Annotated in this window: 11 protein-coding genes; 1 reads left to right on the forward strand and 10 read right to left on the reverse strand. The window is 65.9% G+C overall.

Going from position 1 to position 12,979, the window contains the following annotated elements:
• Nucleotides 1–15 precede the first annotated feature (15 nt).
• On the forward strand, nucleotides 16–657 hold the full coding sequence (locus tag DWF00_RS18590; protein ID WP_114829246.1) for an NrsF family protein: 642 nt from the start codon (nucleotides 16–18) through the stop codon (nucleotides 655–657).
• A 19-nt stretch (nucleotides 658–676) separates the two neighbouring features.
• On the opposite strand, the gene DWF00_RS18595 is transcribed toward DWF00_RS18590, so the two are convergent.
• The 10 genes from DWF00_RS18595 to DWF00_RS18645 all read right to left on the reverse strand — a co-directional run bounded on the left by DWF00_RS18595 (nucleotide 677) and on the right by DWF00_RS18645 (nucleotide 12,796).
• Complete coding sequence (locus DWF00_RS18595; RefSeq protein ID WP_114829247.1) at nucleotides 677–1,810, reverse strand: DegT/DnrJ/EryC1/StrS family aminotransferase; 1,134 nt, start codon at nucleotides 1,808–1,810, stop codon at nucleotides 677–679.
• Nucleotides 1,800–3,125 (reverse strand): glycosyltransferase, encoded by a 1,326-nt coding sequence (locus DWF00_RS18600; RefSeq protein WP_114829248.1) that lies wholly within the window; start codon nucleotides 3,123–3,125, stop codon nucleotides 1,800–1,802. The genes DWF00_RS18595 and DWF00_RS18600 overlap by 11 nt, the downstream gene beginning before the upstream one ends.
• Nucleotides 3,122–4,153, reverse strand: coding sequence for a glycosyltransferase family 4 protein (locus DWF00_RS18605; RefSeq protein ID WP_114829249.1), 1,032 nt, complete (start codon nucleotides 4,151–4,153; stop codon nucleotides 3,122–3,124). Before DWF00_RS18605 ends, DWF00_RS18600 begins: the two co-directional genes overlap by 4 nt.
• Nucleotides 4,150–4,719, reverse strand: a complete 570-nt coding sequence (locus DWF00_RS18610) for a glycosyltransferase family protein (protein ID WP_114829250.1) — start codon at nucleotides 4,717–4,719, stop codon at nucleotides 4,150–4,152. Before DWF00_RS18610 ends, DWF00_RS18605 begins: the two co-directional genes overlap by 4 nt.
• Complete coding sequence (locus DWF00_RS18615) at nucleotides 4,716–5,348, reverse strand: acetyltransferase (protein WP_114829251.1); 633 nt, start codon at nucleotides 5,346–5,348, stop codon at nucleotides 4,716–4,718. Before DWF00_RS18615 ends, DWF00_RS18610 begins: the two co-directional genes overlap by 4 nt.
• Nucleotides 5,345–6,451: an FkbM family methyltransferase gene (locus tag DWF00_RS18620; protein ID WP_147283689.1), complete on the reverse strand. Its 1,107-nt coding sequence runs from the start codon at nucleotides 6,449–6,451 to the stop codon at nucleotides 5,345–5,347. Before DWF00_RS18620 ends, DWF00_RS18615 begins: the two co-directional genes overlap by 4 nt.
• 584 nt (nucleotides 6,452–7,035) lie before the next feature.
• Nucleotides 7,036–8,106 carry a calcium-binding protein gene (locus tag DWF00_RS18630; RefSeq protein WP_114829254.1) on the reverse strand — a complete coding sequence of 357 codons (1,071 nt, stop codon included), beginning with the start codon at nucleotides 8,104–8,106 and terminating at the stop codon, nucleotides 7,036–7,038.
• Nucleotides 8,107–8,312: 206 nt separating this feature from the next.
• The gene (locus tag DWF00_RS18635; protein ID WP_114829255.1) at nucleotides 8,313–9,272 is read right to left on the reverse strand and encodes a calcium-binding protein; all 960 of its coding nucleotides are present in this window, start codon (nucleotides 9,270–9,272) and stop codon (nucleotides 8,313–8,315) included.
• A 471-nt stretch (nucleotides 9,273–9,743) separates the two neighbouring features.
• Nucleotides 9,744–11,063 carry an HlyD family type I secretion periplasmic adaptor subunit gene (locus DWF00_RS18640; protein ID WP_245974049.1) on the reverse strand — a complete coding sequence of 440 codons (1,320 nt, stop codon included), beginning with the start codon at nucleotides 11,061–11,063 and terminating at the stop codon, nucleotides 9,744–9,746.
• A complete protein-coding gene (locus DWF00_RS18645) occupies nucleotides 11,060–12,796 on the reverse strand; it encodes a type I secretion system permease/ATPase (RefSeq protein ID WP_245974050.1) in 1,737 nt (578 codons plus the stop codon). The genes DWF00_RS18640 and DWF00_RS18645 overlap by 4 nt, the downstream gene beginning before the upstream one ends.
• Nucleotides 12,797–12,979 lie beyond the last annotated feature (183 nt).

Here is a 12,979-nt window from a genome sequence, read left to right on the forward strand (position 1 = left end):
TTTTCAAGATCAGACATGCAGACCGACGACCTGATCTCCCTCATGACCGCGAGCCACCAGAAGGTGGACACCGGCGGCTTGCGCCGCGCGACCTGGCTGGCGGCGCTCGCCGCGCTCGCGGTCACGGCCGGGCTCGTGCTCGTCACGCTCGGCGCGCGGCACGACTTCGCCAGCGCCTGGATGACGCTGCCGGTCCTGGCCAAGGCTGCGCTCGGGGCGAGCGTGGCGGTGGTTGCGCTCGGCGTGTTCCAGAGCAGCCTGCGGCCTGGGCTGAAGCGCGGCCACCTGCTCTGGCTGGCGGCCGTTCCGCTCGCGCTGGTAGTGGGCTGGGCGCTCGCCACGCTGGCGCAGGCGCCGGCCGGGCAGTGGAGCGCGCTGGTCTTCGGCCGCTACTGGCTGGCATGCCTCATCGCCGTGCCACTCTACGCGATCTGCCCTTTCGTGGCGCTGCTGGTGCTGGCCCGCCGCGGCGCGCCGGTCGATGGCCGCCTGACCGGGTTCAGCGCCGGCATCGCCTCCGCCGGCCTGGCGACCGTCGCCTACAGCCTGCATTGCCCGGACGACGCAGTGCCATTCCTGGCCAGTTGGTATCCGCTCGCCATGGCGGCGGTGGCCGGCTTCGGAGCGCTGGTCTTCCCGCGCTTCGTGCGCTGGTGAGCCGCTTGGGCATAATGCTCTAGGATAGGAAACCTTGCGCCGCCAAAGCCGACCGCAGGCTGGCGACGACATAGTCCTGGTCCTCGGCGCCGAGGTCCGGGAAGGATGGCAGCGAAATGCCGCGCCGCGAGATGCTGTCGGCGATCGGCAGCGGGCGAACCGCCAGGTGCTGGTACATCGGCATCAGATGCGCGCAGTAGAAGACAGGCCGCGTCTCCACGCCATCGGCCATCATGTCGGCCATCAGGCGCTCGCGGTCGCATGCGTCGGGCAGCAGGATCGAGACCAGCCATTCGCTGCTTTCGACGCCCTGGTCGGGAATCTGGAATTCGACGGGGAAGGCCGCGAGCGCTGCGCGATACCGGGCCGCGAGCGCCCGCTTCCGGGCCAGGATATCGCCAAGGCGCTCGCTCTGGGCGAGGCCGATCGCAGCGGCGATATTGGTCATGCGGTAGTTGAAGCCGAGCTCCTCATGCCAGTAGCGGCGGGTCAGGCTCTGGCCCTGCCCCTTGACCTTGCGCATGCGGGCGGCAAGGACCGGATCGCGCGCCACCACCGCGCCGCCCTCGCCGGTCGTGATCGTCTTGTTCCCGAAGAAGGAGAATGTCCCGACATCGCCGAAGGCGCCGGGGTGGACGCCGTTCAGGGACGCCCCGAGGCACTCCGCGCAATCCTCGATGACCTTCAAGCCATGGCGCTCCGCGATCGCCATGATCGCCGGCATGTCGCAGATCGCGCCATAGAGGTGCACGGGCATGATCGCGCGGGTGCGCGCCGTGATCAGCGGCTCGATCGCCGCGGGATCCAACAGCCAGTCGCGCGCCCGGCTCTCCGCGAAGACCGGGATGGCCCCGGTCTGGGCGATGGCGTTGACCGACGCGATATAGGTGAAGCTCGGGACGATGACCTCATCGCCCGGCCCGATATCGAGGCAATGGATCGCCAAATGAAGGGCTACGGTGCCGTTGCACAAGCTGATCGCGCGCGGAACCCGCGTGATGTCGGCAAGGGAGGCCTCGAAGCGTTCGATGTAAGAGCCGATCGAGGATATCCAGGTGCTATCCAGGCAATCGACGACGTATTCCTTTTCGCGTCCGGACAGGTCAGGCCTGTAGACCGGGATGCGGCGACGCGGTTCTGCTTTACTTTGCATGGGACGAAGCGCGGGCATTTTCCTGCCTCTCTGTCTGAAACATATCCGATAGGGCAGCCATGAGCCGCTGGCCTTGCGGGGAGTCCGGCGACATGCCGAGCTCTCCGAACTGACGCCCGAGGCGCCGCGCCAGGCCGATCGCGGGGGCGGCGGCGTTTGCCGCGGCCAAGGCGGGCAGGAGCCCGTCGACATAGCGCTCCGCCGAGTTCGTCTCCCGGACATAGGCCCTGGCGCGCCGCCCCATCGCGGCGGCGGCGGCGCGATCGGCCAGGATCGCGGTCAGGTGGCGGGCCACGTCCGCCGCCTCTCGCCCAGGCTCGCAGCGCAGGACGAGATCGGCCGGGACATCGGCGTAGACGCCGTGGTTGGACACCAGCACCGGACGAGCGGAACGCATGCCCGTGATCAGCGAGGCCGAACCCGCTTCGATGATGGGGTTGCGCAGGCAGCAGACGACATCGACCGATCTCATCTCGTTTTTCAGCGCGTCGTCGTCGATCCAGCCGGTGAAGCGCGGCGGCGCGATCCCGAGCTCGGCCGCGAGCCCCTCGAGCCACGTCCGCTGATTGGCCCCGACTTCTCCGATCAGGCGGTACTGGCAATGCGCCTTCAGGTCCGGCCGGCTCGCTATCGCGCGGAGGACCTGGTCGGCCTGCTTATTGGGGTTCACGTCGCCGATCGTTGCGACGACGAGCGTCGGCCCGGGCTGCGGCGGCTCGGGCATGCCGTCGTCGGGCATGGTCAAAGGCTGGACCGTCACAGCGCCCGAACAGGCCGCGCGCAGCCGGCCGGCCCAGCCATGCGAGTGAACCACCGCTCCCGAGACCATCGGAGCGAGCCATTCGAGCATGGGCCGCTCAGTGACCATCTGCTCCAGCGGCAGCCAGAACTCCGCGGCCCCGCCGTTGCCGGCGCCGTAGACGGCCTCGGCAAGCCGCCGCGGCGATTGCGAGGCCGGCAGCCAATCCTCCGCCCAGACGTCAGCCAGGTGCGCCAGGAAGCCGTCGTGAAAGATCCCCAGCACCGGCAGGCGGTCCATCAGGTCGGGAAGCGCGCCGTGATAGGAAAAATTATTGCCGATATTGGCGATGACGCCGTCGAAATCCGCCCGCAGCTGTTGCGGAGACGTAGCGCCCAGCATCCGCACCGGAGCGGAATCGCACCGGCTCGGAATTTCGGCCGCGGCGCCGACCTCCGTGCGGAAGACGGAGACCTCATGCCCGCGCCGCCGCAACTCCGCGACCAGGGGCGCGCCGAAGGTCGCGATCGCCGATTTCGTATTCCAGGGACTGAGCCAAGCGATTCTCAGCATCATGCCAACAACTTCTTCAGCGTTGTTTCCCAGGTGAAATTGCAGGCATCGAGGATGTCCCGCCCCGCCTCGCCGAATTCTTGCGCCTGCCTTCGATTCGAGACGAGCGCAGTCATCGCCGCGCCCAAGGCCTCAGCCGTCGGCTCTACAACCAATCCGCTCCGCCCGTTCTTGACGATATCAAGAACCCCGCCTGAATCCGTCGTGGTGATGACGGGCTTCGCGGCACGGAAAGCTTCCATCGTTACATAGCCTACACTGTCCTCATCGAACGGAATATAGGCCGACGCGCGGCACCTGTTGACCAGGGAGGCGATATCCTCCTTCGGCAGATAGCGGAGATCGAGCGTCACGCGATCTTCCACGCCATGACGGCGCGCGAGCTGAACCAGATCGGCCGATATCGCCGGATCGTCAGGCGGGCCTGCGATCACCAGCCTGACGCCAGGAGCATGGCGAAGCGCCTCGATCAAAAGCGATTGGCGCTTGGCCGCGTTCACCCGACCGCCGGCGAAGACGAAATCCTCGCTCGGGCCGCCCGCGAACAGCTCGGGGTCGTTGAGCGGAGCAGACAGGACCTCGGCTTCGATCCCGTGGTAGCGGGACAGGCGCTTGGCCGCCTCCGATATCGCGAACAGGCGCCGCGCCGAGCGGAAGGCCTCCTCATCCGCCAGCCGGATCGCGCCGCGGATCGCCTCTCCCGACGCGTCGTCGGGAATGTTCGACATGCCGGCGTCAAAGAGGTCGTAGGCCTGCCGGTATTGATGGAGCAGCCAGACGACCCTGTTGGGATGCGGAACCAGGTAGACGGGGAATTTCAGCGCGATCACGCGGTCGACATTCTCGATCCGCAGGTTGCGGGCGATCAGCATCTCGTCGACGAGCCGCTCGGCCGGGTTCCATGAGAACGGAATCCGCATCTCCTCGGCCTCGTGCCCGGCCATGCGAAGCTGGAGGACGAGCTCGCGCGACAGGGCCTCGGCGCCTCCGCGCACGAACGGCACCCGGCTGTTGAGGACGAGCACCTTCATGCCAGCAGCCGCCCGATCACGGCATCCCAGCCGATGCCCGACTCGGCGATACGCCGCTCCGGCTCCGGGGCGGCCACGGGAGGGTAGAGAACCTCGCTGTCCAGACCATTGAACGTCTTCAGCCCATCCGCGGCGGCCTGGCTATTCGCAAACAGGCGCCGGGCGCCGGCAAGGGCGGCCGTGTCCGCCGCGCGCACCGCGTCGCGCAAGCCCCTGTACTGGGCGTTGTCCGGCAGCGAGCTGTGCTGCGGGTCTCCCCACAGATCGTAGAACATGCGCTGGTGGTGGATGAACCAGCAGATCTTCCGGCTGTGCCGCACCATGTGGGACGGGGCGCGGAACGTGACGACGAGATCGAAATGGCTTTCAAGCTCGATCATCTGAAAGGCGAGCATCTGATCCAGGACCGTCTCCGGGTCATCCGAACTCGGGACATAGATGGTCTCGACGAGGTGGCCGCGCGCCCGAAGCTCCTCCTCCAGCCCTTCGACGACGAAGCGGTACCCGCCCTCGACGGGAGGCACTGCGGACGAAATCAACGCGATGCGTTGAGGCGAGGCGGTCATGACGGCTTCCGCAGCAGCTTCGCCGGGGCGCCCCCGACCCAAACGCCATCGGGCAGGTCGGAGACCACGGCAGATCCGGCGCCAATGACGACGTCCGCCCCGATCGTGATTCCGGGCCTGACGGACGAGCCCACGCCGACCAGCGTCCTGGCGCCGACCGTGACCTGCCCCGCCAGGGCGCAGCCCGGGGCGACGTGGCATGCGTCTGCCAGCATGCCGTCATGGTCGACGATCGCACCCGTGTTGAGGATGGCATGCTCGCCCAGCGCCGCATCCGTGCCCAGCACGGCCCGGGCCATCACGAGCGCGCCGTCCCCGAGCCTCGCGCTTGGCGCGACGAAGGCTGAGGGATGAACGAGGCAGGGCTGGCCAAAATTCAACGCCCGGACCTTCGCCCCGACCTGCTGCCGCAGCCGGTTCTGCCCCAGGGCGACAAAGGCGTGGCGGACGCCCTGCGACCAGAGTTGCGGCAGGAGATCGTCGCCACCCAAAATCGGCGAGCGATGCAGAGACGACTGCTGCACGCCGATATCGAGGAACCCGACGATCGAGAAGCCGCCGAGGGCGGAGACAAGCTCATGCACGACACGGCCATGCCCGCCCGCTCCAAGGATGACGAGCGGCGTCATGTGCGCACGACCAGCTTGGGCCAATCGGATGGCGGGCGGCGCAGCATCAGGAGATTGACCGAGAAGACGCCGTCGAGATCCGAGGGGACGATCGCCCGAATGCTGCCGTCGCCCTCGCTGATCTCCCAGGGGCGAAAGCCATGCTCGGCAAAGGCGCCAAGCCAGCCGGCGGGGTCCATGCCGAGCCGCTCGAGATGAGAGGCACCGAACTCGACGATCATCGCAAGGCCCGGCGTCGATTCCAGCAGGCGCGGCATCCCGCGCAGGACCTCCAGCTCCATCCCTTCGACATCGACCTTGACGAGCTTGGGATGCATGCCGTCCGGCAGGGCGGAATCGAGCGTCCTGACCGGGACCTCGATGCCGCCCTCCCCATCCGCGAGCGGCAGGAGGCTGTTATGGGACGAGGTCAAGCCCAGGTGGAGCTTGGCCGTCGCCTCGGCGGATCCGATGGCGCATTGGACGATCGTCACGGCGCCCTCGGCGCCCTTGAGGGCGATGGTCCGGCGCAGCAGGTCGGCGCAACGCGGGGTCGGCTCGAACGCCACGACCTTGCCGCCCGTGCCCACGGACGCCGCCATCACGAGGGTCAGCGAGCCGATATTGGCGCCGACGTCCACGGCCTGATCACCGGGCCCAAGCATCCGCTGCAGAACGAGGGAGGTGCCGGGCTCGAACGCATCCCCGACTTCGACCATGGTCGATACGAGGCGCAGATCCTCCGCCGGCACCAGGAGCCAGCCGAAGGACGTCCTGCACAGAACTTCGGTGCCCAGGGGCACCGCACGCGACCGGAGCAACTGGCCGGCATAGTTCTCGACCCTGGCCAGGCCGGCGGCGGTGGCGCCTGCGGTCGCTTCGACCCTGGCCAGGCCGGCGGCGGTCGCGCCCGCGGTCGTTTCGACCCTGGCGAGGCCGGTAGCGGCACCACTCGCGCTCGCCTCGACCTGGGCCAACCTTTGCGTCAGGACTCGCAGAGCCTCGTTAGTCTCCCGGGAATACTGGCCAACGACATCCAGCATCTCCTGTTTTCCCGCCAGCAGCGTCGCGATTGCCAGGGTTTGCTGCTGGGCGAATTGCGACGCTTCGACGCCCGCCGTCACGCGCCCCTGCAGGCGCGTCAGCAGCGGCAGGACAACAGGACGGAGCCACCTGAGGCCACGGCGGCCGATGCGCCGATAGAGGGAGAGCCCTGAAGGAGCAACGCTCCCCGCGCCCGCGCCGCTCGCGCGCAACGAATGGGCCGGCTCGCCTCCGGCGAGAGGGAGCTGAGCCCCTCTCTCAAAGAGAGCGCGCGATACCCCGGCCCTGAAGGAAACATTCAGACGCATAGAATTGCGCTTCTCAAAGCATTTTTTAACAGAACAGCCGCCGAGATAGCAGAAAAGGTCTATTTTGTCCAGATTTTATATACTTTATACTACATACATAACCTTACGTCATCAAATAGATGTTTATCACCTCAAATACTTATAATCTAAAATCTGATCATCTACGCCCGAAAAGACCGGATACTGGTGATTCTACCGCGAGCTGCGCGGTGGTCGGCACATGCGATGCGGCGGTGGCGCAGCTCATGCTGCGCCACCGGGTCGCCCGTTCACGAGGCCAGGCACATCATCCGAACGCGACGCCATCGGACCACGCCGGCGGCGGCGTCATAACCAAGCACGTCAGGATAAGCGCTTTAAAACGTAAAGCCAAAATCGTTCGCATGCAGGGAGGTGCGCAGCACGTTCTGCAGCACGACGGTGTTGCCCTTGCCATCTCCGATCCAGGTATCGGCGCCGACCTGGGCCGAGTTCGCGTAAACCTGGGCGAAGCTCAAAAACACGGAGTAGGAGAAGACCACGGCATCCGGCGAGCCCGCACCGGCGACGAAGTCGGTGATCACATCCACGCCGAAGCCGGGCCTGACCAGGAACAGATCCGAGCCAGCGCCGCCGGTCAGCGTGTCATAGCCGGCGCCGCCCTGGATGACGTTGTTCTGGGCGTTGCCGATGATGATGTTGTCGGTCGCATTGCCGGTGCCGTAGACGGCGTTGCCGCCCATGATCAGGTTGTCGACGGCATCGGGAAGCGCGAAGTTGACATAGGCGAAGACCTTGTCGGCGACGCCGCCACCCGCGAATTCGAAGGCGATGTCCGAGATGTCGTCGACTTCGTAGGTGTCGTTTCCGCTGCCGCCGAGCATCACGTCGGCTCCGGTTCCGCCGAGCAGGACGTCGTCGCCGACGCCGCCATCGAGCCAATCCGAATCAGCGCCGCCGTCGAGCTTGTCGTTGCCGATACCGCCCTCAAGATAGTCTATGCCCGCTCCGCCGTAGAGTCCGGAAGCGACGACGCCGCCGAGGGCAACGACGATATCCGTGCCGCCGTCATCACCATCGCCCCCATAGATATGATCGCTGCCGGCGCCGCCATACAGGGCGTCCCGACCTTGACCGCCCTCCAGGTAGTCGCCCGAATCGGCCGCGGCGGGCCCACCCACTAGGAAATCGTCGCCGAGACCTCCGTAGAGGTAGTCGATCTCTGCCCCACCTTGCAGCCAATCATCTCCATTGCCACCGTAAGCATCAATGTCTAATCCGGCAGCCGCCGGGTCTACAGAAATATAATCGTCACCCCACCCGCCTTCAAAATAGTTATACGACCCATAAGCAGCGAAAACGACATCGTCTCCGTTACCCATATAATACCAATCATAGTCTAAGTGATCCGATATTTCATTAGCGTCACCGCCATAAAGCGTAGGCATAATACCGCTCCGTATCACAAAGTGAGATTTGATCTTGGCCTCAGTGATACAGGGTTTTCTTTTGCTGTCACGCTCAATCTCTAGTTGCGCCGATGCAACCCTCCCATCGAGGGAACAGACAAGCGCGGCACATTGGCCGGCTAACCGCGAGCGCGATCAAGACCGGGCGGACGAAACGCCCGCCCGGGGAGCCGTCCAGACGCGCGTCAGACGAAGCCGAAATCGTTTGCGTGGAGCGCGGCGCGGTTGACGTTCTGGAGCACGACGGTGTTGCCGTAGCCGTCGCCGATCCAGGTGTCGGCGCCGACCTGGGCCGAGTTGGCGTAGACTTGGGCGAAGCTCTGGAACAGCGCGGTGGAGAAGACGACCGCATCCGGCGTGCCGGCGCCGGCGACGAAGTCGGTGATCACGTCGACGCCGAAGCCGGGCCTGACCACGAACAGGTCGGAGCCAGCCCCGCCCGTGAGCGTGTCGTAGCCGGCGCCGCCCTGGAGGACGTTGTTCTGCGCATTGCCGATGATGATGTTGTCGGTGCTGCTGCCAGTGCCGTAGACGGCGTTGCCGCCCATGATCAGGTTGTCAACGGCGTCGGGAAGCGCGAAGTCGACATAGGCGAAGACCTTGTCGGCGATGCCCTGGCCGGCGAACTCGAACACCCGGTCGCCGACATTGTCGACCTCGTAGGTGTCCTCGCCCTCGCCGCCGATCATCAGGTCGGCCCCGGTCCCACCGAGCAGAGTATCGTTGCCGCGGCCGCCATAGAGCGAGTCCGCATCGGCGCCGCCATCAAGGGTATCACCGCCGTCTCCGCCATAGAGGTAGTCTATGCCGGCGCCGGCATATAGCAGGTCGTTACCCTGGCCTCCGTCGAGGCGATCGGCACCGGCATAGGCATATATGACGTCGTTCCCTTCGTCGCCATACATGTCGTCAGTGCCGGCGAAGCTCGATTCATCGGCATCCAAGTTGTCATCGCCGCTGCCGCCATACATGTCGCCGTAGGAGTTCGTTCCGTCTTGAAAATTCAAGCGGTCGGTGCCCTCACCGCCATACAATGTGTGTGAGCCGGCGGTGGCACTGAGGTTGTCATTGCCATCCAACCCGTACATGACGGCATCAGTGCCGGTGTAGATGTCGCTACCAAGCGTTCCGACGTAAGTGACCATCGCCTTCTCCCTGGATGCTATCGCGGTTAGTCATTCGAGGCTGCGCGCCGTCGGCGTGCAGCTCTGCCCATGCGAAAATTCGGCGATGCTGTTTTGGCGCCCATCAGCAACCCAAACCCCAGCGTGATGATGGCACTGAATTTTAACCGGTCCATCCTTTATTCGGATGACGATCGGCCTATGCCGTCAAATAACTCCGCCACTTTCTGGATCATTATTTTCCTTACGTAACCTTATATTGATATAATATCTTCCGACTATCAGTATTACACTTAAATCTACGTTGCCGTTCTTGTCATCCAAAATTCTTTGATCGAAATAAATAAATTCAGATACTTTTAAATTACCGAAAGCTCATCGGCATATCGAATTGGAATCATGACTGCCAATCCCCCTGCACGGGCCACGCAGACATTACGTCAACCTCATCTCGTCCAGCTCACCCGCAACCGCACAGCTCCGGAAGCGTCCCTACCGCTCCCTGAACGCCTTCGCGATCTGATCGGCGAGGGGTTTGACGATGTACTGGAGCGGGGTGCGGTCGTCGGTCTTGACGAAGATGTCGGCCTTCATGCCGGCGCTGACCCGGTTCGGTGCGATGCGGGCGAATTCCGCCGGCGATATCGAGACGCGGATCGTGTAGAAATCCGCGCCGGCCTGCTGGTCCCGGCTGGTATCGGCCGAGATGCGCGCGACCGTGCCAGAGAGCTCGGGCGTGCTGCGCTGGTTGAAGGCGTGGATCTTGACCTGGGCCGGCCGGCCAAGCGCGATCTGGTCGATATCGGGAGGATTGACGCGGGCTTCGACCTCGAGCGCATCCCCGGCCGGGACGATCAGCATGGCGGGCTCGGCCGGCGTGATCACGCCGCCGACCGTGTGGACTGCGAGCTGGTGGACGAAGCCGGCGCTCGGCGCGCGGATGTCGATCCGCTTCAACTGGTCCTCGGCCGCGATCCGGCGCTCGACCAGCTCGGCGCTCCGCCCTTGAATCTCGCGCAGCTCCTTCATCACCTCCTCGCGCAGGCTGTCATCGACCTGGATGACCTGGAGCTGCGTTTCCGCGATCTTGCCTTCGGACTGCGCCACGGAGGCGATGAGCTGGCCCTTCTGTCCCTCGAGCCTGGCGGCCTCGCGCTCCAGCGCGGTCTTGCGATTCAACGCGACCAGGCTCTTGGCGTAGAGATCGCGGACGCCGAGCAGCTCCTCCTCGATCAGGGCCGCCCGGCTGTCGCGGGCCGATTGCTGGGCGCGCAGGCCGCGAACCTCGTCGGCAAGCTGGTCGACGCGCTTGGCGAGCTGCGCCTTCTGGCCGTCGCGGGAGGCGCGGCGCGCCTCGAACAGGCTCTGCTCGGCCGCGACGAGTTCGGTGATGGCCGGCTCGGCGAGGCGGCCGGCCAGCTCAGGCGCGACGATGATGGCGGCGCGGCCGTCGCGCTCGGCCTGCAGCCGCGCCTGCCGGGCGGCAAACTGGCCGAGCTGCTTGAGCACGACCTGGAGGTTGGAGCGGGTCACGGTGTCGTCGAGCCGGATGACCACCGCATCCCGCTCGACGCGGTCGCCCTCGCGCACGAAAATCTCGCCGACCACCCCGCCGGTCGGGTGCTGGACCTTCTTGACGCTGCTGTCTACCACGAACTGGCCGGAGGCGACCACGGCGCCCGACAGGGTCGTCGTCACCGCCCAGACGCCGACCGTGCCGGCGAACAACGCGATGCCGGCGCCGCCGGACAAGGCGAGGCTCCTGAGCGAGCTCTTGAACTGCGAGCGCTCGCCGCCCCCTTCCGCCATCATGATACCGCCCCCTGGCGCTTCGCGCCCGGCAGGCCGCCCTGCCGCAGCACCCGTTGCAGAACCTCCTCCTTCGGGCCGAACGCCTGGATGCGGCCCTCCGCCATCATCGCAAGCTGGTCGACGCCGGCGATCGCCGTCTGGCGGTGGGTGACGACGATGACGAGGCCGCCGCGCGCCCGCACGCCCCTGACCGCGACGGTCAAGGCCTCGTCGCCGTCGCGGTCGAGGTTGGAGTTGGGCTCGTCGAGCACCACCAGGAAGGGCTCGCCAAAGAGCGCCCGCGCCAGGCCGATGCGCTGGCGCTGGCCGCCCGAGAGAGCCGCGCCGCCCTCGCCGATGCGCGTGTCATAGCCGCTCTCCAGCTTGAGGATCAGCTCATGCGCGCCGGCCGCCCGCGCCGCCGCGACGATCGCCTCATCCGTGGCCTCGGCCTGGAAGCGGGCGATGTTCTCGGCCACACTGCCGTCGAACAGCTCGATGTCCTGCGGCAGATAGCCGACATGGCGGCCGAACTCGGCCGAGCCCCATTGCTCGAGCGCGGCTCCGTCGAGCCGGACCTCGCCCTTGAGCGGCTGCCAGACGCCGACCAGGGCGCGCACCAGGGTCGACTTGCCGGATGCGCTCGGGCCGATGATCCCCAGGCCCTGCCCGGCGGTGAGCCGCAGCGAGACGCCCTGCAAGATCGGCGCCTGGCGCCCGGGAGCGGCGACGAACAAATTGTCGACCGAAAGCTCGTGGCGCGGCGGCGGCAGGCCCGTGCGCTCGCGCTCGCTCATGCCGGGCGCATCGAGCACCTGCTGCAGGCGCGTGATGCCCTGGCGGGCCGCGACGAAGCCCTTCCAATGCGCCACCGCGATCTCGATCGGCGCCAGGGCCCGCGAGGTCATGATCGAGGCGGCGATCATGGAGCCGCCCGAGATATCGCCGTGCATGGCAAGGTAGGCACCCAGGCCGAGCACCGCCGACTGGAGCGCCAGGCGGAAGATCTTGGCGAAGGAGCCGAGCCCGCTCGTCGCGTCGGAGCCGGCGAGCCAATCGCGAACGTGCCGCAGATTGGCCTCGCGCCATTTGCGCTGGAAGGCCGGCGCCATGCCCATCGCGGTCAAGGCCTCGGCATTGCGGCGGCTGGCCTCGGCAATGGCATAGCGGTTGGCGCCGCTGGCCATCTGGGCCTTGTTCGCCTCGTGGGTGCCCAGTTCGGTCAGGTAGGTGAGAAGCAGGATCGCGCAGCCGCCGGAAACCGCAAGCCAGCCGAGCCAGGGATGCAGCAGGAAACAGCCGAGAAAGAACAGCGGCATCCACGGCATGTCGAACAGGGCGGTCGGCCCCAGCGAGGCGAGGAAGCCCCGGACCTGATCGAGGTCGCGGATCAATTGCATCGACTGCTCGGAGCGCGCGCCGAGCAGGGACAGCCTTTGCACGGCGGCGAAGGCGGCCGGCGAGACCTGCTCGTCGAAATGCGCCCCGATCCGGGCCAGCATGCGCAGCCGGACCGCATCGAGGAAGCCCTGCAGCGCGAAAGCCGCAAGCAGCAGCAGCGAAATGCCGATCAGGGTCGGAACGCTGCGCGAGCTCAGCACGCGGTCATAGACCTGCAGCATGTAGAGCGAGCCCGACAGCATCAGGACATTGATGACGCCCGAGAAGGCGCCAACCGCAATGAACGCGCCGCGGCAGGACGACAGGGCAGCGGCGACGGTCGACGTTCGCGAGGATGCTGAGCGACGGATCAAGGCAAGCCTCGCAAGCCCGGCCTTTTTGCCGACGACGGTCGGCACAGCAGGCAGGCAAAACATTCGCCTTAAACCTACAGCTTAAATCCCTGTCTTTCAAATTTAAGCGGACACAATCCGCACAAATATCCCCCATCCCATCAACTTAAACCATTTAATATAATGTATCTATAGTTTTAGAAT

It is taken from the genome of Allobosea caraganae, assembly GCF_003351345.1.
Taxonomy (GTDB): domain Bacteria; phylum Pseudomonadota; class Alphaproteobacteria; order Rhizobiales; family Beijerinckiaceae; genus Allobosea; species Allobosea caraganae.